At 61.7% G+C, this 16977-nt stretch carries 14 protein-coding genes and 3 pseudogenes; 9 read left to right on the top strand and 8 right to left on the bottom strand.

Annotated elements, in window-relative coordinates; translation table 11 throughout:
• Positions 1–27: 27 nt before the first annotated feature.
• Positions 28–1308 (bottom strand): adenylate/guanylate cyclase domain-containing protein, encoded by a 1281-nt coding sequence (locus AB4Y85_RS08965; protein ID WP_441984531.1) that lies wholly within the window; start codon positions 1306–1308, stop codon positions 28–30.
• A 411-nt stretch (positions 1309–1719) separates the two neighbouring features.
• Here AB4Y85_RS08965 and AB4Y85_RS08960 point away from each other — a divergent pair.
• Both AB4Y85_RS08960 and AB4Y85_RS08955 read left to right on the top strand, forming a co-directional pair.
• Positions 1720–2724, top strand: a pseudogene (locus tag AB4Y85_RS08960) (efflux RND transporter periplasmic adaptor subunit); the annotation flags it as partial.
• A 48-nt stretch (positions 2725–2772) separates the two neighbouring features.
• A pseudogene (locus tag AB4Y85_RS08955) lies at positions 2773–3417 on the top strand (efflux RND transporter permease subunit); the annotation flags it as partial.
• A gap of 43 nt (positions 3418–3460) precedes the next feature.
• Here the strand turns inward: AB4Y85_RS08955 and AB4Y85_RS08950 are convergent.
• Complete coding sequence (locus AB4Y85_RS08950; protein ID WP_441984530.1) at positions 3461–4027, bottom strand: TIGR00645 family protein; 567 nt, start codon at positions 4025–4027, stop codon at positions 3461–3463.
• Between the two features lie 305 nt (positions 4028–4332).
• Between AB4Y85_RS08950 and AB4Y85_RS08945 the strand changes: the two genes are divergently transcribed.
• From AB4Y85_RS08945 to AB4Y85_RS08920, 6 genes are all read left to right on the top strand, one after another.
• A complete protein-coding gene (locus AB4Y85_RS08945; protein ID WP_441984529.1) occupies positions 4333–5412 on the top strand; it encodes an ABC transporter ATP-binding protein in 1080 nt (359 codons plus the stop codon).
• 70 nt (positions 5413–5482) lie between these two features.
• Positions 5483–6622, top strand: coding sequence for an ABC transporter substrate-binding protein (locus tag AB4Y85_RS08940; protein ID WP_441984528.1), 1140 nt, complete (start codon positions 5483–5485; stop codon positions 6620–6622).
• Positions 6623–6727: 105 nt separating this feature from the next.
• Complete coding sequence (locus AB4Y85_RS08935) at positions 6728–7552, top strand: ABC transporter permease (RefSeq protein WP_441984527.1); 825 nt, start codon at positions 6728–6730, stop codon at positions 7550–7552.
• Positions 7549–8361: an ABC transporter permease gene (locus AB4Y85_RS08930; RefSeq protein WP_441984526.1), complete on the top strand. Its 813-nt coding sequence runs from the start codon at positions 7549–7551 to the stop codon at positions 8359–8361. The genes AB4Y85_RS08935 and AB4Y85_RS08930 overlap by 4 nt, the downstream gene beginning before the upstream one ends.
• Before the next feature lie 7 nt (positions 8362–8368).
• The gene (locus tag AB4Y85_RS08925; RefSeq protein WP_441984525.1) at positions 8369–9400 is read left to right on the top strand and encodes a LacI family DNA-binding transcriptional regulator; all 1032 of its coding nucleotides are present in this window, start codon (positions 8369–8371) and stop codon (positions 9398–9400) included.
• A gap of 30 nt (positions 9401–9430) precedes the next feature.
• On the top strand, positions 9431–9955 hold the full coding sequence (locus AB4Y85_RS08920; RefSeq protein ID WP_441984524.1) for a 2'-5' RNA ligase family protein: 525 nt from the start codon (positions 9431–9433) through the stop codon (positions 9953–9955).
• A gap of 200 nt (positions 9956–10155) precedes the next feature.
• Here AB4Y85_RS08920 and AB4Y85_RS08915 read toward each other — a convergent pair whose 3' ends face one another.
• The 3 genes from AB4Y85_RS08915 to AB4Y85_RS08905 all read right to left on the bottom strand — a co-directional run bounded on the left by AB4Y85_RS08915 (position 10156) and on the right by AB4Y85_RS08905 (position 11048).
• The gene (locus AB4Y85_RS08915; protein ID WP_441984523.1) at positions 10156–10419 is read right to left on the bottom strand and encodes a hypothetical protein; all 264 of its coding nucleotides are present in this window, start codon (positions 10417–10419) and stop codon (positions 10156–10158) included.
• Positions 10420–10462: 43 nt separating this feature from the next.
• Entirely contained in the window at positions 10463–10741 is a 279-nt protein-coding gene (infA, locus tag AB4Y85_RS08910; RefSeq protein WP_091134704.1) for a translation initiation factor IF-1, read from the bottom strand.
• A gap of 97 nt (positions 10742–10838) precedes the next feature.
• Complete coding sequence (locus AB4Y85_RS08905) at positions 10839–11048, bottom strand: cold-shock protein (protein WP_441984522.1); 210 nt, start codon at positions 11046–11048, stop codon at positions 10839–10841.
• A 555-nt stretch (positions 11049–11603) separates the two neighbouring features.
• On the opposite strand from AB4Y85_RS08905, the gene AB4Y85_RS08900 reads away from it, so the two are divergent.
• Entirely contained in the window at positions 11604–11750 is a 147-nt protein-coding gene (locus AB4Y85_RS08900; protein ID WP_441984521.1) for a hypothetical protein, read from the top strand.
• A gap of 11 nt (positions 11751–11761) precedes the next feature.
• Here the strand turns inward: AB4Y85_RS08900 and AB4Y85_RS08895 are convergent, their stop codons facing one another.
• The 3 genes and pseudogenes from AB4Y85_RS08895 to acnA form a co-directional block, all read right to left on the bottom strand.
• Positions 11762–12685 carry a GntR family transcriptional regulator gene (locus tag AB4Y85_RS08895; RefSeq protein ID WP_441984520.1) on the bottom strand — a complete coding sequence of 308 codons (924 nt, stop codon included), beginning with the start codon at positions 12683–12685 and terminating at the stop codon, positions 11762–11764.
• A 280-nt stretch (positions 12686–12965) separates the two neighbouring features.
• On the bottom strand, positions 12966–13931 hold the full coding sequence (locus tag AB4Y85_RS08890) for a Bug family tripartite tricarboxylate transporter substrate binding protein (protein WP_441984519.1): 966 nt from the start codon (positions 13929–13931) through the stop codon (positions 12966–12968).
• 56 nt (positions 13932–13987) lie between these two features.
• A pseudogene (gene acnA, locus AB4Y85_RS08885) lies at positions 13988–16679 on the bottom strand (aconitate hydratase AcnA).
• Between the last annotated feature and the right edge of the window lie 298 nt (positions 16680–16977).

Raw genomic sequence — 16977 nt, 5'->3', positions numbered from 1 at the left:
GTGGACATTGCTCCACCATAGCGCCGGTCAGGGCTCGATCCTCTCAACCGCGAGGGAAGCCGTAGGGGCGAAGATCGCGATCGGTTCCTTGCGTCCGGCCAGAGGCTCGCGCCCGATCTCCCGCCATGCTGCGCGCTCCAGTGAGCCCTCGACCACGGGGCCGGAGGCCAGGATCACCTCGCCATAGCGCTTCGTGGCCTGTTCGAGCCGCGAGGCGACATTGACCGCGTCGCCAAGCACCGTGAATTCCATGCGCTCCTCGTCGCCAACGATGCCGCAGAAGACATCGCCGACATGGATGCCGATTCCGATCCGCACGGTATGAGGCAGCTCCCGTGTGGCATTCCAGGCCTCGACGATCCGCACGAGGTCATGGGCGAATGCGAGGGCGCGTCCTGAATCATCGCTTCCCTCGTCCGGCACCCCGAACAGAATCAGCGCACCGTCGCCGATGAACTTGTCGACGAAGCCGTGATGCGCCCGCACGCAAGCCAGGATGCGGGTTCGGAAAGCGGTGAAGAATTGCGACAGGCGTTCGGGGTCCATACCCTCGGCCATGCCGGTCGAGTCGCGGATATCGACGAAGACGATGACGGCTCTCTGGCGGCGTCCCCGGCGCAGATCCGCGTCGCCCGCCGCCACGCGAGGCGCGATCTCGGCGGGGAGGAAGCGTGCAAGGCTGGCGCGGCCGACCGCATCCTTGACCGCGGACGACAGGAGCCGCCGCGAGCGGACGATGCCGAAGGCCGTGGCGGCACCGGCCAGGATCAGCAGTTCGAACCGCATCACGTTGATCGGCATCGAGAAGAGCCTGTGCCACTCGGGAAATTCCCCGGTGTCATCCATGACAAGGCGGTGGCCGAGATCGACGGCGATCCCGATCAAACCGAATGCCAGGAGGCCGATGGCGCAGAGCTGCACCTTGACGTCATAGCGCAGTGCACCGACGGCCAGGATCAGCGGAATGGCCCAGGCAATCGGAGCGGAGGGCAGGGCATTGCCCGGCAATCCGCGCTCGCTGGTGGCGAGATATGCGATGACGAGCACGAGCCCGACATCCAGGACCATGAAGAGATAAGCGAAACCATGGCGCCAGCGTTGAGGATCGGCGAGCACGATGCTGGCCGCGCCGACAATCAGGAAGCCGAGCGAGGCGATCCAGGCATTATGCTCGAACAGGCCGAGCGACACATCGGTCAGGTAAAGCAGAATGCGGTCGGCCGCGATGACCGTCACAAAGACACAGAGGCCGATGGCCACGCGCAGCCATCCGATCAGCCGCTCCGCAGCAACTTCGTGACGGCGCATCAATGCGGCGACAAGGTCGCCTTCCAGAAGGCGGCTGGGGATGTTGATGAGGGGCTCCGTCTCTCGGAACGGGTTATCCGCGCGCAGGTTCGACCGAATGACGGCCTCCTGTCAGCTCGGCTCGGCAGAATGGGCCACGCGCGGATTAGAACACAGCGGCGTCCTATCGGCTAGGGCATGCGAGTAGAATATCTTCCTCGCTTGCCTGACCGACAGGGCTAGTGACGGGCCGTGCATTGCTCACTATGATGACCCGAACGGAATGAAGAACCGGCGCGCGGTTAGTGTTTCATCGAAAGATTCGGCCAAGGCATCTGGCTTCGTCGAAGCGTACGGACCTGTGTCGTTTCCTGACCTTTTCGACAGCCGTCCAGAACATCACAACAATGCGGACAAAACTCGCAGAGGGGCATGAGTAGAAACCGGTCGTTCCCGACCGATCCTGCCGATTGGGAGTTTCGCATGCGCCTTCTCCTGTTCGCGTTCGCCCTCAGCGCCATTCTGTGGCCGGCCGCTATTCCTGCGAGCCTTGCGCAGGGCGGTCCTCCGCAGGGGCCTCCGCCGGTGACCGTCGCGAAGCCCGTGGTCAAGGACATCATCGAGCGCACCGACTTCATCGGGCGCTTCGAGGCGATCAACCAGGTCGATATCCGATCCCGCGTCTCTGGCTATCTCGACAAGGTCCATTTCCAGGATGGCGCCTTCGTCAAGGCAGGCGATCTGCTCTTTACCATCGACCCGCGTCCCTACAAGAATGCACTCGAACAGGCGCAGGCCGCCGTCACATCCTCACAGGTGGCGCTGGAATTCGCGCAGAGCGATCTGGGCCGCGCCGAGCAATTGCGCCGCACGGGCAACATCACCGATCAGCTCTTCGACCAGCGGCGCCAATCGTTCCTGACGGCGAAGGCCGAGCTGGACCGGGCCCAGGCCGCGCTGCGGCAGGCGCAGCTCGATGTGGAATTTACCGAGATCAGGTCACCCCTGGCGGGCAAGATTTCCCGCAAGCTCGTCTCGGAGGGCAATCTGGTCAACGCGAACCAGACCATCCTCACGAATGTGCTCTCCCTCGATCCGATCCAGTTCTATTTCGACGTGGATGAGCGCTCCTTCCTGGCCTTCTCGCGCCAGTCGCAGGGCGGAACGAGAACCACGGTCGAAGGCGAATCCAACGAGGTCACGCTTACCTTGACGGAAGAGCGCCTCGGGCAGCGGAAGGGACAGCTCGATTTCGTGGACAACAGGCTCGATGCGGCAAGCGGCACCATCCGCCTGCGCGCCGTGTTCGACAACAAGGACCTTTTTCTCACGCCCGGCCTGTTCGGCCGCGTCACGGTCGGCGCATCCGATTCCTACAAGGGCATTCTTCTCCCTAACGAGGCAATCGGCAGCGATCAGGACCGGCGTGTGGTCTACGTGGTCGATGAGAAGAACATAGTTCATTTCAAGCCCGTGCGAATCGGGCCATTGCAGGGGAGTGCAGCTCCCGGCGTGTCGTTGGGCACAGCTCTCGACACGATGGAGCAGCTGATCCGGGAGGCCCAGTCTCCCGGCGTCGGATTCGAATGAACGGAAATCGCTTTTCAGGAGCGGCAGACCGGCAACACGGCGGTGTTCATCTTCGCGCTGTCCGTGCTCTTCGTGTTTCTCGTGCTCGCGGCACAATATGAGAGCTGGTCCCTGCCCATCGCCATCATTCTCATCGTGCCCATGGGTGTACTGTCCGCCCTGATCGGCGTGATGCTGCGCGGGCAGGACAACAACATCCTGACCCAGATCGGCCTTGTGGTCCTTGTCGGCTTGGCGGCGAAGAACGCCATTCTCATTGTCGAGTTCGCCAAGCAGGCGGAGATGGAGGGCAAGACGCCCATCGAGGCCGTGGTGGAGGCGTGTCGCTTACGTCTGGTGATCGCGACCGGCCCCGGCGCGGAGATGAGGCAGGCCCTGGGCAAGGCGGTCTTCGCCGGCATGATCGGCGTGACCTTTTTCGGATTGTTCCTGACGCCTGTCTTCTACGTGACGCTGAGAGCCATCGTCCTGCGGTTCTCGCGGAAGCGGACCATGAAGCAGCACGGCCCGGTTGAGGCTCGGTCCTCGGCTGCCGAATAGAGGCTGGCAGGATGAGAGCCGATCTCATCCTGCTTATTGATGATCAATGGTGATGTTCGGCCTGTGAAGACATGCGATCCACATAGGCGATGCCAATCGCCGATAGGATAAAGACCGAGTGGATCACCGTCTGGAGAATGATTCCCGTCTCCGTGTAGGTGCTTCTCGCGGTGCCAACGTAACCGGCTTCGATGAATGTCCGCAGCAGATGGATCGACGAGATGCCGATGATCGCCATTGCCAGCTTCACCTTGAGAATGCCGGCATTGACGTGGCTCAGCCATTCCGGCTGGTCCGGGTGGCCTTGCAGGTTGAGGCGCGACACGAAGGTCTCGTAGCCGCCGACGATGACCATGACGAGCAGGTTTGAGATCATCACCACGTCGATGAGGCCGAGGACCACCAGCATGATCTGCATCTCGCTGAACTCACCGGCATGCATGACGAGATGCACCAGCTCCTTCAGGAACAGGAAGACATAGACGCACTGGGCAACGATCAGTCCGAGATAGAGCGGCAGCTGCAGCCAGCGGGAGCTGAAGATGAGGGCCGGTAGCGGCCTGAGGACGGCCGACCGGGCCGCCGAGGGCTTTTCAGGATTGTGGTCCATTGATGATCTGGAAGCTTCGTAAGGGAAGGAATCGGGTGGCAAGCGGGGCAATAACCCGCCGTCCCTAGATGGGATGACCCCTGTCGGCACACAAGGCTGTCTGTCGTTGGGGACGGAACTCGCCCTCAAATCTGTTTCTCAGACTTGAGGCCTTGCGGTGCTCTCCGCATCGGCACTTTCACAAAACCTACGTCATCAGACCTTAGTCTAGCCCCGCTTGCGTGGCGCATTGGAAGCTGATCATAATCTTTGCACGCCTGTGCAACCACGCCCCGAAGAGGGTCCAGGCTGAGGAGCAGGAAACATTGAGCGCCTTTCTCGAAGTGGCAGATGCCCGTGTTCGCTATGGACAGCAAGAAGTCCTTAAAGGGGTGAACCTCGCCGTCAAGAAAGGTGAGTTCGTCGCTCTTCTCGGCTCTTCGGGCTGCGGGAAGACGACTCTTTTGCGCAGCATTGCAGGGTTCAACATTCCGACCTCCGGTGCGATTCGCGTCGATGGGCGGGACGTGACCCGGCTGCCGCCGGACAAGCGCGGCATGGCCCTGGTGTTCCAGTCCTACGCGCTCTGGCCGCATATGAATGTCGACCAGAATATCGGCTATGGCCTCAAGCTGAGGAAGTTCCCCAAGGCGGAGATCGAAACGCGCGTCACGGAGATCAAGAAGCTTCTGGGCCTCGATGCGTTCGGCGCGCGCAAGCCCGCCAATCTCTCCGGTGGACAGCGTCAGCGCGTGGCGCTGGGAAGAGCTCTGGCGATCCAGCCCGACATCCTTCTTCTCGACGAGCCTCTATCCAATCTCGATGCGCGCATCCGTCTGACAGTGCGGCACGAAATCAGCGCACTGCAGCGGCGTCTCGGCATCACGGCGGTTCATGTCACGCACGACCGTGAAGAGGCCATGGTGATGGCCGACCGGATCGTCATTCTCAACAACGGCTCCATCGAGCAGGTCGGTACGCCCGAGGAGGCCTATAACCGGCCCGGCTCCGATTTCGTGGCCGCCTTCATGGGTGCCGAAAATCTGCTCGAACTTTCCGGATCGACGAGTGGCGAGCGCATCGAGATCGCGGCAAGTCTGTTCAATTCCGCAGCGATCGTGTCCGCGCAAGGGCACAAGCTCTCCGGCACTATCAATGCCCGCTTCCGGGGAGAATCGGTTGAGCTGAGTGAGGCGAAGGACAACGCTCCCTTCCTGCGCGACGAAGGCGGGCTGACCCTGGTCGGCACCGTCGAGCAGACGAGTTATCCGGGCGGTCTCTGGCGTCATGTAATCGTCGTGGGCACGTCGCATATCATCGTCGACGCGCCGCGCAATTTCGAGATTGGCAAGCGCGTTACGATCCGCATTCCCGAGGCGGCTTTGTTCCTGTTCCCAAAACAATAGACCGGTGGGCAAAACCACCGGCGATCATTGTCTGGGCGCAGCCAGCAAGGCGCGCCCCAAGGAGGAAAACATGAAGGCTAAATTCATCGCAGCCACGCTCGCAACGGGCCTGCTCTGCACGCCGCTCACTGCGGCGGAACTCACCGTCCTTACGGCGGGCGACCAGAACATGGTCGACTACGTGAATGAATATCTCGGACCTCTCTTCGAGAAGGAAAATCCGGGCACGAAGGTGCGCGTAGTCGGCACGGGCCCTGGCGATGCGGGCTCGCAGAAAATCCTCGAGCGCTTCGAGGCACAGAGCAAAGCCGGTGTCGCCAAGTGGGACGCGGACGTTGCCGTGGTGCACGAGAAGTTCGCCGGACCCATGGTCGAGCAGAAATTCCTCGAATCCTATCGCAGCAAGATCCCGAGCGGCTCCATGGTCACGCGCGAGAACGCCAAGATGGCTCTCGGCACGAACGTGGACGGTTTCGTCATGCCCATGTTCAACAGCCAGACGGCTTTGGCCTACAACCCGGCTCTCGTTCCCAATCCGCCCAAGAGCTATGACGAGCTCGTCGCGTTCGCGAAGAAGAACCCGAAGCAATTCGGCTATAACGGCATCAAGGGCGGCGCTTCCGGCGTCAGCTTCGTCATGGGCTGGATTTATGCCTATGGCGGCGGCGATGCGCAGAAGCTCATGAACGGCCCCTTCGAAGAGGGCCAGGAAAAGAACTGGGACAAGGCTTTCGCTTCGCTGAAGGAATTCAGCCGCAACGCCACGATGACCCCGGGCAATGCCGGTACGCTCGACATGCTCAGCCGCGGCGAGATCGCCATCGGGCCGGTCTGGGTGGACATGTTCTATTCCTGGAAGGCCAAGGGCCAGCTGCCGCCCGAGATGAAGCTCGTTCTTCCCTCGCCCGGCATGCCCGGCCAGCCGATGCATTACGTGATCCCGGCCAAGAGCGCGAACACGGATCTAGCCCAGAAGTTCGTGGCGCTCGCCACAAGCCCGAAGGTGCAGGCCGAAGGCATCGTCAAGCGCTTCAACTGGTATCCCGGCATCGATGCGCAGCACGTCCAGGCCAATCTCGACAAGGATACCTGGCAGCAGCTCTTCACCGACATTTCGCCTGAAGAACTCGCCAAGTACGGCAAGCCTTTTCCGATCGCTCCCTACAACAAGGCGATTCTCGAGGCTTACGAGCGCCAAGTCAGCAACTAAGCAATTGCACCATGGCCTGGAGGGAATGCTCTCCCGGCCAACCTTGCCTGTCAGGATCAAGCGTCACCGGCCTAAAGCCGCCGGTTTCATGGAAGTTCTTCCGCCATGCCGATTCCGTTGATTGGATTCTTGCTCGTCGCTCCGGCGCTGGCGATCGTCCTTCTTCTCTTCATCGTTCCGCTCATCAGCTCCATCACCGGCGCTTTCGATGTCGGCGGCACATTCGGCTTCGGCAATTTCATCAAGTCGTTCGAGCTCTACAGCAGCGACATGGTGTTCACGCTCGTCATCGTGCTGCTGTCGTCTGCGCTCATCGGCCTGTTCTCGATCATGATCGGCGGCTATCTCACGCTCGGATCGAACCCGAAGGCCGTCGCGATCCTGCGCTGGATCTATCGCTGGCCGCTTTTCATTCCGTTCATCGTCGTCGGCCAGGTTCTGCGCACGTTCCTCGCCAAGAACGGGTTGATGAACAACATCTTCATCGAAGCCGGCATCATGACGCCGTTGGCCGCCGTGAGCTTTCTCGATTGGCGCGGCATCGTCACCGCCTTCGTGTGGAAGCAGACGCCGTTCGTGACGCTGCTGCTCGCCGGCGCCATGGCCTCCATCGACCGCAGCACTATCGAGGCGGCGCGAAACCTGGGCGCGAAGCGCGTCCGCATCCTCATCGAGATCGTTCTGCCGCAGGTCCGTCAGACGCTTCTCGTCGGCCTCATCCTCAGTTTCGTCACCATGATGTCGGTGCTCTCCGTCCCGCTCATGATCAACGCCCAGTCGCCCACCATGATCACCGCCAACATGGCGTTCCGCATCAATGCGCACGGCGATTACGGCGTCGCCAATGCGCTGGGTCTGATCTCGCTCCTCATGACGAGCGTGGCCGCCATCATCTATCTGCGCCAGACCATGAGGGAGCACGCCCGATGAGCATCCAACTCGATTGGAAGTGGATCCCGCGCGGCATCGGGCTTGGGCTTTTGGCCTTCATCATCTTCGGGCCTCTGGTGAACCTGCTTCTCTGGGCCGTCGCGGAGCGCTGGTACTTCCCCCATGTGCTGCCGCTGAAATACGGCTTCTCGTTCTGGGCCAGCGTCTTCTCGCCTCGCGGCAACGCCATGGGCTCGCTCGCCACAAGCGTTCTGATCGCGGTTCTGACGGTCATCATGTCGCTCGGCCTCGCCATTCCGGCAGGCTATGCACTGGCGCGTCTGCGCCTGCCGTTCCGTGGCCTGATCCTGCTGGCGCTGCTGATTCCGCAGGCTTTTCCGAATCTGCCGGTTTACGTGAACATCGCCCGCATCTTCTATCAATACGGTCTCAACGGCACGATTCTCGGCGTCGTTCTCGTCCACGTCACCCATGGCCTGGTCTACGCGGTCTGGATCGCGACGGCGGCGTTTTCCGCCATCGACAGGGAGCTTGAGGAAGCGGCGCGCTCCATGGGCGCCAGCGCCCTGCGCGGGTTCTGGGATGTGACCCTGCCCATCGCAGCACCGGGATTGCTAGCAAGCGCGATCTTCGTCTTCCTGGAATCCCTCGACGAGTTCACCGGCACCTATTTCGTCGGAGCGCCCGACGTGACGACCCTGCCGCTGCTGCTCTATACGGCGAGTTCCGGCGGCAATTACCAGATCGCTTCGATCACCGCTCTGATCCTGCTCGTTCCGTCCATTGCCTTCATGTTCGTGGTCGAAAGATTCCTCAGGTCGGATGTGCTCTCCAAGGTCGGGCATTAGTCGCGCCATGCGGGAGATCGATACCGAGCTCGTGGAAGCCCAGCCGGGTTTCATCAGCGCCCACAAGGTGGCGGAGCGCGCAGGCGTATCCCGTTCCGCCGTATCGCGCGCCTTCACGCCGGGGGCGAGCATCGCCCCCGAAACCCGTAAAAAGGTGATGCAGGCGGCAGCGGAGCTCGGGTACGAAGTCAACGATCTGGCGCGCGGTCTTCTCGCCAATCGCAGCCGGCTTGTGGGGCTCGTCGCATCCGATCCCGCAAGCCCGTTCCGCACGCAGCAAATCGCGGCCTTGTCGCGGCGCCTCGTGGAGCGCGGCAGCGTGCCCGTTCTCATTCCGACCGGCTCCGAAGAGGATGAGGTCAGGGCTGCGCATTCGACTCTTCTGCGCTATCGGGCCGAGGCGACCATCGTGCTGTCGGGCATGCCGTCCTCGTCCCTCGTCGAGCTGGCGCAGCGCAACGGCCAGCCGCTCATCGTGGTCGGACGAACTGAGCACGGTCCGGATCACATCCGCATCGACAATGCCCGCGCGGCGCAGATTGCCGTCGAGGTTTTCGTCGCACGGGGCATGCGCCATCTCGGCCTCGTCACGTCGGCGGTGGGCAGTCCCAACCTGGTCGAACGCGAGGAAGCCTTCGTCGCCGCTGCCGCGAAGCACGGCATCGCGGTCAAGGTGCAGCGGGCGGGCTATACCGACTACGATGGCGGCCAGGCCGCGGCCTCGCTGCTGCTGGGAACCGGGGATGATGTCGAGGCGGTGTTCTGCGTCAACGATCTTATGGCCTTCGGCTTGATGGACTATGCCCGGGACGTGCTGAACCTGTCGATTCCCGAGGATCTCTCGGTCATCGGCTTCGACGGCATTCCAGCCACGCGCTGGGGCGCCTACAGACTTACGACCTTTCATCAGGATGAAGCGATCCTGGCGAACGAGATCGTCAAGGTGCTGGACCAGCGTCAGGCCGATCCCAAGGCCCCACCCATCGTCTCCGTCATAGAGGCGCCCCTCGTGTACCGGGGCAGCGTCCGCTCTCTCTAGAGCGATGATTGAATTTTAACGAGGCAGGACATGAGCGGCGTTTATCATTCCATCTGGCTGATGCCTCCCGCCGATCAGGAGGAGGCTTTCTCAACAATCGCCCGCGATCTCGCCAAGCGCTTCGGCAGCCCGGTTTTCCAACCGCATCTCACGCTCGTGGAGGATATGCCGAGAAGTTGCGAGGAGTTGAAGCCGCTTGCTGAGCAGGTGGCGAGCGGAATAGCGCCGTTCGAGGCGCCGGTTGAGACCGTTGAGGAAAGCGAGCTTTATTATCGCTCGTTCTATGCGCGTTTTCCCGTGACAGTGCAGCTCAGGATGCTGAAGGAAAGGGCCGTCGATCTTTTCAAGGTGGGAAGCGTCGAGGCTTTCATGCCCCATATCTCCCTGGCCTACGGAGTCGCGAAAAGCCCGGAGAAAACGGATGCCATCGCTGTTTTGCGGAATGGATGGCAAGGCAGGAGCGTAAGGTTCGACAGGATCTGCATCGTGGCGTCTTCACAGCAGACGCCTATCGAGGAGTGGCGGATCAGATATGAGGCTCGTCTATCCGCCTAGAGCATCGTGCGCAAAAGTGGACCCAGTTTTGCGGGCGAACGATGCTCTCATTCAGAGAGCGAAAGCATCGGCTCAACCCAAAAAGTGCAAATCCACTTTTTGGTCCGATGCTGTAGGGCATCGTGCGGACCCAGCGGGCGACCAGGATTAGAGGTGATTTCACGCAAGCGAAAGCAGCTCTAATCCTCGATGGGAATGGGTCAATTGAGAGACATCGACCGGGGAGCGGTGTGAGCCTTGATCGGCATGGTGTGCTCGATCTCGGCATCGATGTCCTGATCGATGATCTCGGCCAGGACCATCGTATCGTCCGCATCCATGGCACTGGCCGGGTAGATCTGGAACTCGTTGTTGCTCTCGACGACGATGGCGTCCCGGCCAAACCGCAAGACGCAGTTGGTCTGGCGCATGAGCCAGTCCGGCACCAGATCGCCGGCCTCGAACGTCCAGGTTTTTTCAGGCATTTCGAACCTTCTCTCGGCTGAGATCACTCAGCCGTAACGCCTGTTAGCGGCGCCGGAACTGCGGGCGGCGCGCGCCTGCCGGACGGGGAGCACCCGAACCGCTGTCCTTGTGACGGAAGATGAGCCGGCCCTTGTCGAGATCGTAGGGCGACATCTCGACGGTCACGCGGTCGCCGGCGAGCGTCTTGATGCGGTTCTTCTTCATCTTGCCGGCCGTATAGGCGACGATCTCATGGCCGCTTTCCAGCTTCACGCGGTAGCGGGCGTCAGGCAGGATCTCGACGACTTCGCCTTCGAATGTGATCAGTTCTTCTTTGGCCATTGAGAGATTCCTTTCGCGGAAAACAAAAAAGCCGCTCCCGAAGGGCGGCTTTGACAAGCGGCGCAGGTTCCTGCGCCGCTTGATGAGAGACGGTGAATTAGGCCGTCTGGATGTTGTTCACGGCAACCTTGCCGGAGCGGCGGTCTTCCGCCGTGTCGAAGGTGACCTTCTGGCCTTCGCGGAGGCCGCGGATGCCAGCGCGCTCGAGAGCGGTCGCGTGGACGAACACGTCCTTGTCGCCGTTATCGGGCTGGATGAAGCCGAAGCCCTTTTGGTCGTTGTAGAATTTCACGGTGCCCGTAATCATGGGAATATCCTTGTAGTCTGTCAGTGCACGTGAGCCCGAAGGCGTGCGTAAGCACGACCTCAGTCTCGGGTTCGTCGATGTTTGGGAGAAGTCTGAACGTGCGCCTGGCATGCCAAGGCGTAACGGCCCGATTGTCCGGCCAAATGTCGATGGAAAAACATCTAGTGCCCTATTGGGGCGAATACAAGGCACTTTGATAAAATAGTTTCAAGGCCGTTCGGAGGTTCAATCCAAGATCCGACCGGGGTCAGGCAAATCCTTTGAAATGAATGATCTATTTCGGCTCTATTGAGCTGCGGGTCGGAGGTGATTTCTTCGGCAATTCTGGAATGTTCTTGCAATTCATGGTGCCATGATCCATATAGGATCTATCCAATCCGACATGTTCGGCCTGCTCTCCTTAGCTCCAGATCGAGCGCCGAGCCTGCTTTCCGTCACATCGATTGTCATATGGCGTCCGCATAGCGGGCGTATTCACGTCGTTGCGTGGCTTCGACGTTTTCAACCTCATTCATGTTGCTTGACCGAGAATCGGTGCAACTAAAGGAATTACCTATGTCTACCTCTATCAGCTCCGCTCATATCCATAAGAAGGCTGTGCCTTCTAAACTCATGCCTCAGGCCAAGACCGCACCCAAGTCCCAACCGACCGGCCTCTCCCGCGAAGAGCTCCGCCAGATCGTTCTCGAGATCCTTGGCTGATTGAATGCGCATCAGCGCTCGAGGATCGGCCTAATCTGTTGCAGGTTCTCGATCATGTGTTCCAGATGGCGGCGTAGAGCCTGAGAGGCCTCTCCGTTCCTGCCTTGCTCCAAGAGGTCCAAAATCTCGAGGTGCTCCTCGCATTGCTGGCGATAGCGCTTGCGGTCGACCATCGAGCGGTAGGAGAGGAGGCGGCGGACGCGGTTGATGCGCCGCACGGCTTCCAGAAAGAACGGATTGCCCGACGCCCCGATGATAGCCTCGTGAAAGCGCACACCGCGCTCGTGGAGCGCATCGGCGCTGTCGGTCTCGATGGCGCCGCCAAGCAATCGGAGCTCCGCCTCGCGGCAGCGCGCAGCAATATCCGAATCGAGGTGATAGGTCGGCTCCAGCAGCGCCGCCGGTTCGAGCACCAAGCGGACCCGGTAGGTCTGCTCCAGGCTCTCGGGCGTCGTGAGCATGGGGGAAAACGACCAGCCGTAGCCGGGCCGGCGTTCGGCCCAGCCTTCCTGCGCAATCCGGCTCAACACCGCGTTCAGCTGTGCTTTCGTCGCCCCATAAGCATCCTTGAGATAGGCTTCGGAGGCCGGGTCCGGCAGGCGGCCATGGAGATGGTCCTCGGCGATCCTGAAATAGATTGCGGATGCATCGTCCCTGACTACGAGACCAAGGATTTCGGGTGAGGCATCCTTGGCCGACGAGACGAAGTAGCCGCGATTGCGCTCGTGCGTGAGAACGCCTTTCGAAGCAAGCAATTGCAGGGCCTGATTGACGGGAAAGCGCGAGACGCTGAAACGCTCGGCCAGTTCCTGCGCTGTGACATGGGTGCCCTCAGCGAGGCCCGATCCACGGATATGGTCGAGAATCCGCGCGGCAAGCCCCTCGGTCATTTCCCGCTTGCTGCCGGGGGCGCGTTCACTGACGGAAGCACTCATTGAAAAACCTGACCTCGCCCTTGCATGAGCGTTCTTGCGATTCTGAAGTCAGGTATAGCATCGCATGACGCGTTGCGCAGGGGTCGGCTGGAAGATCGCTGACCTCCCAGCCGCTATAGCATTGGACCAAAAAGCGGATCTGCACTTTTTGGATTGATCCGATGCTTTCTCTCTGAGTGAGAGCATCGGTCGTCCGCAAAATCGGGTCCGCTTCACCGTGAAAAATGCGACTAAGCAAAGACGAGAGCTGATTCCACGGAAGCGGAAACAGCTCTAGGCATCAGGCCTTCACGAGGCCAATGGATTTCAGGATGTCGCCGACGCGGGCCTGTTCTTCCTTGAGGAAGGCGGTGAAGGCATCGCCTGCGAGATAGAAATCCTCCCAGCCGCGCTGCTTCAAGGTTTCCGCCCATTCCTTGGACTTCACCAGCTTCTCGGCCGTGTCGGTAAGCGCCTTCTTCTGCTCAGGGTTAATGCCGGGAGCGGCCATGATCGCGCGCCAGTTCACGACCTCCACATCCATGCCCTGCTCCTTGAGGGTGGGCACATCGGCACCCGCAAGGCGCTTGCCGGAGGAGACCGCAAGAGCGCGCAGCTTGCTCGCCTTGATCTGGCTTTCGAACTCGCCATAGCCGGACACGCCTGCCGTCACGCGTCCGCCGAGCATGGCCGCCAGGGCCTCGCCGCCGCCGGAGAAGGCAATATAGTTGACCTTCGATGGGTCGGAGCCCGCAGCCTTGGTGAAGAGAGCCGCGAGAATGTGATCCGAGCCACCGGCGGAGCCGCCGGCCCAGGTGACCTTCGCAGGATCGGCCTTCGCCGCATCGGCCAGCTCCTTCACCGACTTGATCGGCGAATTGGCGGGCACGACGATCACGAGCGGATCGCCGGTCAGGCGGGCAATCGGCGTGACCTGATCAAGACCGACGGGTGCCTTGTTGGTGAGGATCGCGCCGAGCATGGTGATGCCGTTGACCATGAGTTGGTTCGGGTCGCCCTTCGTCGTGTTGACGAACTGGGCCAAGCCCACGGTGCCGCCCGCGCCGGTGACATTGGTCACCTGCACGCTTTTCGCGAGGCCCGTTTGCGTGAGCACCTGCTGAATGGACCGGGCCGCCGAATCCCAGCCGCCGCCGGGGCCTGCCGGCGCCATGATCTTCAATTCCTGCTGCGCGAAGGCAGAGGAGGCGACGAGGGTGAGAGCCGCAACGGCGACGCCGCGGATGGTCTTGGTGAAATGGCTCACGATTTCCTCCCTTTAAGGTTGCGTAAGATGGTGAGCGCTGAAGCGGGCGTTGCCGCTCAGCGCCGGATATGCGGCGAGGCTTTTCGCCGTGTGCTTTCACCGTTGCCGGTGAAGTCCGATGCAGGCGTCTCGCGGCTTGTGGCCTCCGCGTTGACGGCGCGCTGCAGAATGTGAGGAATGATGCCGCCGCCGCCGCGCAGGATCTCGACTTCGAGCCCGGTCTCGATGGCGGCGGTGGCGTGGAACGTTTCGCCCTCGCCCGATACGCGCTGGATCGCGACAGGAACGGTGCAGCGTGGCGCGATGCGGCTGGGATCGGCATCGATGAGAATCCGATCGCCGGGATGAAGATGAAGGCTGCTGGGATGCCGGTCAGCCGGCAGGCGCAGGGGCAGGATGCCCATGCCGATCAGGTTCGAGCGGTGAATGCGCTCGAAGCTCGTTGCCAGCACGGCTCGGGCGCCGAGAAGCGACACGCCTTTCGCGGCCCAATCCCGCGACGAACCCATGCCATAGCGCTCACCCGCCACAACGACGACGGAAGTGCCCTCCTGGGCATAGCGGTCGGCGGCCTTCCAGAGCGGCAGATGCTCGCCCGATCCCACATGAATCGTGAAGCCCGGTGCGATCTGCGGATCGAGGAGATTGCGCACGGATTTGTTGGTGAACAGCCCGCGCACCATCGCTTCCCAATTACCGCGCCGTGACGCGAACACATTCAGGTCGCGGCGATTCTCACCGCGCTCGACGAGGTATTCGGCGGCCTCACCGACTGACGGAATTTGTCCGGCTGGAGAGATGTGATCGGTCGTGATGTCGTCGCCGAGCACGAGCAGCGGATGCGCAGCGTAGGAACCGAGCAGCGTGCCCTTGCCGAAGCCTGCGAAAGGCGGGCGGCGGATATAGGTTGAACCGGGATTCCACGGAAACAGATCGGTCGCGGGTGCATCGAGAACGCGCCAGGTTTCACTGGCCTCGGCCTGCTCGTAGGCGATCTCGTAATCGCCAGCATTCATGGCGGTTGCGAGAGCCGCATCGATCTCGTCGCCGGTCGGCCAGAGATCCGCGAGCCTGACCTCCTCGCCTGTAGGTGAGCGGGTGATCGGGTCTTTCAGGATGTCACGGTTCACGTCGCCTGCCAGCGCAAAGGCGACGACGAGCGGTGGTGACGCGAGGAAGCCCGCTTCCAGCTGCGGATGAACGCGGCCCGGGAAATTGCGGTTACCGGACAGAACGGCGACGGGAACGATGCCGCGCTCCGTCATGGCCTGTTCGATGATCGCGGGCATGGGGCCAGAATTGCCGATGCAGGTCGTGCAGCCATAGCCGACGATGCCGAAGCCGACCGCTTCGAGATCTTCCAGCAATCCGGCGCGGCGAAGATAGCGTTCCGCCGTGGGCGACCCCGGTGCGAGCGACGTCTTCACCCAGGGGGGAGGCGTGAGGCCGAACTGACGCGCCTTGCGGGCCACGAGACCCGCGGCGACGAGAAGTCTCGGATCGGATGTGTTGGTGCAGCTGGTGATAGCCGCAATCGCCACGGAGCCGTCGCCAGGCTGGCCCTCTTGAGTCGTGCGGCCCGCCAGCATCGGCGCAAACGCTTCGACGGTTTGACCCGCCGAAATGCGATCCTGCGGACGGCGCGGTCCTGCAAGGCTGACCTCGACCTCGCCGAGATCGATCTCGACAATGTCCGTGTAGCGGGGGGCTGCTTTCGGATCGAACCACAGGCCCTGCCGCTTGGCGTATTCCTCCACGAGGCGGACATGCTCTTTTGTGCGGCCCGTCTCGCTCAGGTAGCGCAGCGTGTGATCGTCGATGGGGAAAAAACCGGAATTGGCGCCGAATTCCGGTGTCATGTTGGCGATGACGGCGCGGTCGCCTGCCGAGAGCGTCGACACGCCCTCGCCATAGAATTCGACGAAGCGATCCGCCAGATCGATGCGCCTCAAGCGCTCCGTGACGGTGAGTGCGAGATCGGTGGCGAGCACGCCTTGCTTCAGGTGGCCGGTGAGACGAACGCCGATCACATCCGGCACGCGGATCATCACCGGCATGCCGAAGAACACGCTTTCCGCTTCAAGCCCGCCGACGCCCCAGCCGAGCACGCCGATTCCGTTGATCATCGGCGTGTGGCTGTCGGTGCCGATGAGCGTATCGGGCATGGCCCACGACACGCCGTCGCGCTCCGCGGTCGTGACGACGCTCGCCAGCCGCTCGAGATTGAGCGTGTGCATGATGCCGGTGCCGGGCGGATGGATGCGCATTCCGGTCAGCGCATGCGTGGCCCCATTTCATGAAGCGGTAGCGCTCGGCGTTGAGCCCATACTCGCGTTCCATGTTGCGCCGCAGAGCATCGGGCGTGCCGAAGACATCGACGCCCAGGGAATGATCCGTCGACACATCGACCGGGAGGACGGGATTGAGGAGGCTCGGGTCATGCCCCGCTTCAGCCAGCGAAGCGCGCATGCCGGCGATATCCACCAGGGCAGGGCCGCATGTGGTGTCGTGCATCAGCACCCGGCCCGGCAGAAACGGGATCTCCTCTTCGCTCCGTCCCGTCTCCAGCCAATTCAGGATCGCCGCCTTGGCACGGGGCGCATCGTCCCCCGCATTGCGGAGCACGTTCTCCAACATGATGCGCAGAATATGCGGCAGGCGATGAAGGGCCTCTCCAGCGGAAGCCGGCAGGTCGACGATGCGGTGCCGCCGACGGTTGATGGTCATCGTCGCGAGAGCGGCTTGCATGTCTGGAGCATTGGACATGGCCAGAGATTGCATAATGAATTATTTAAATGCAAATCTAATTTTGCATTTCAGGATTGTAATATACTAAAGCGGGTTATGCTTGGCGGTTACGGCCAAGCTGGTGTGAGATGGTGAGCGGCTGATGAATCGGGCGTTGCCTCACCACTCCTTGAGGGAAAGGTTGGGCGGTGCTTCACTTCAAAACGCTCACCCGGCCATAGCCCCCAACCCTGCCTTTCCCCCTGGCGGGGAGGGAACCCGCGCCCTCTTCCGGGCCGTCCGAGTCCGGGAAGCGGAA

Origin of the sequence: Microvirga sp. 2YAF29, assembly GCF_052114605.1 — a bacterium.
GTDB lineage: Bacteria > Pseudomonadota > Alphaproteobacteria > Rhizobiales > Beijerinckiaceae > Microvirga.
This window is presented reverse-complemented; position numbering and strand designations above follow the sequence as displayed.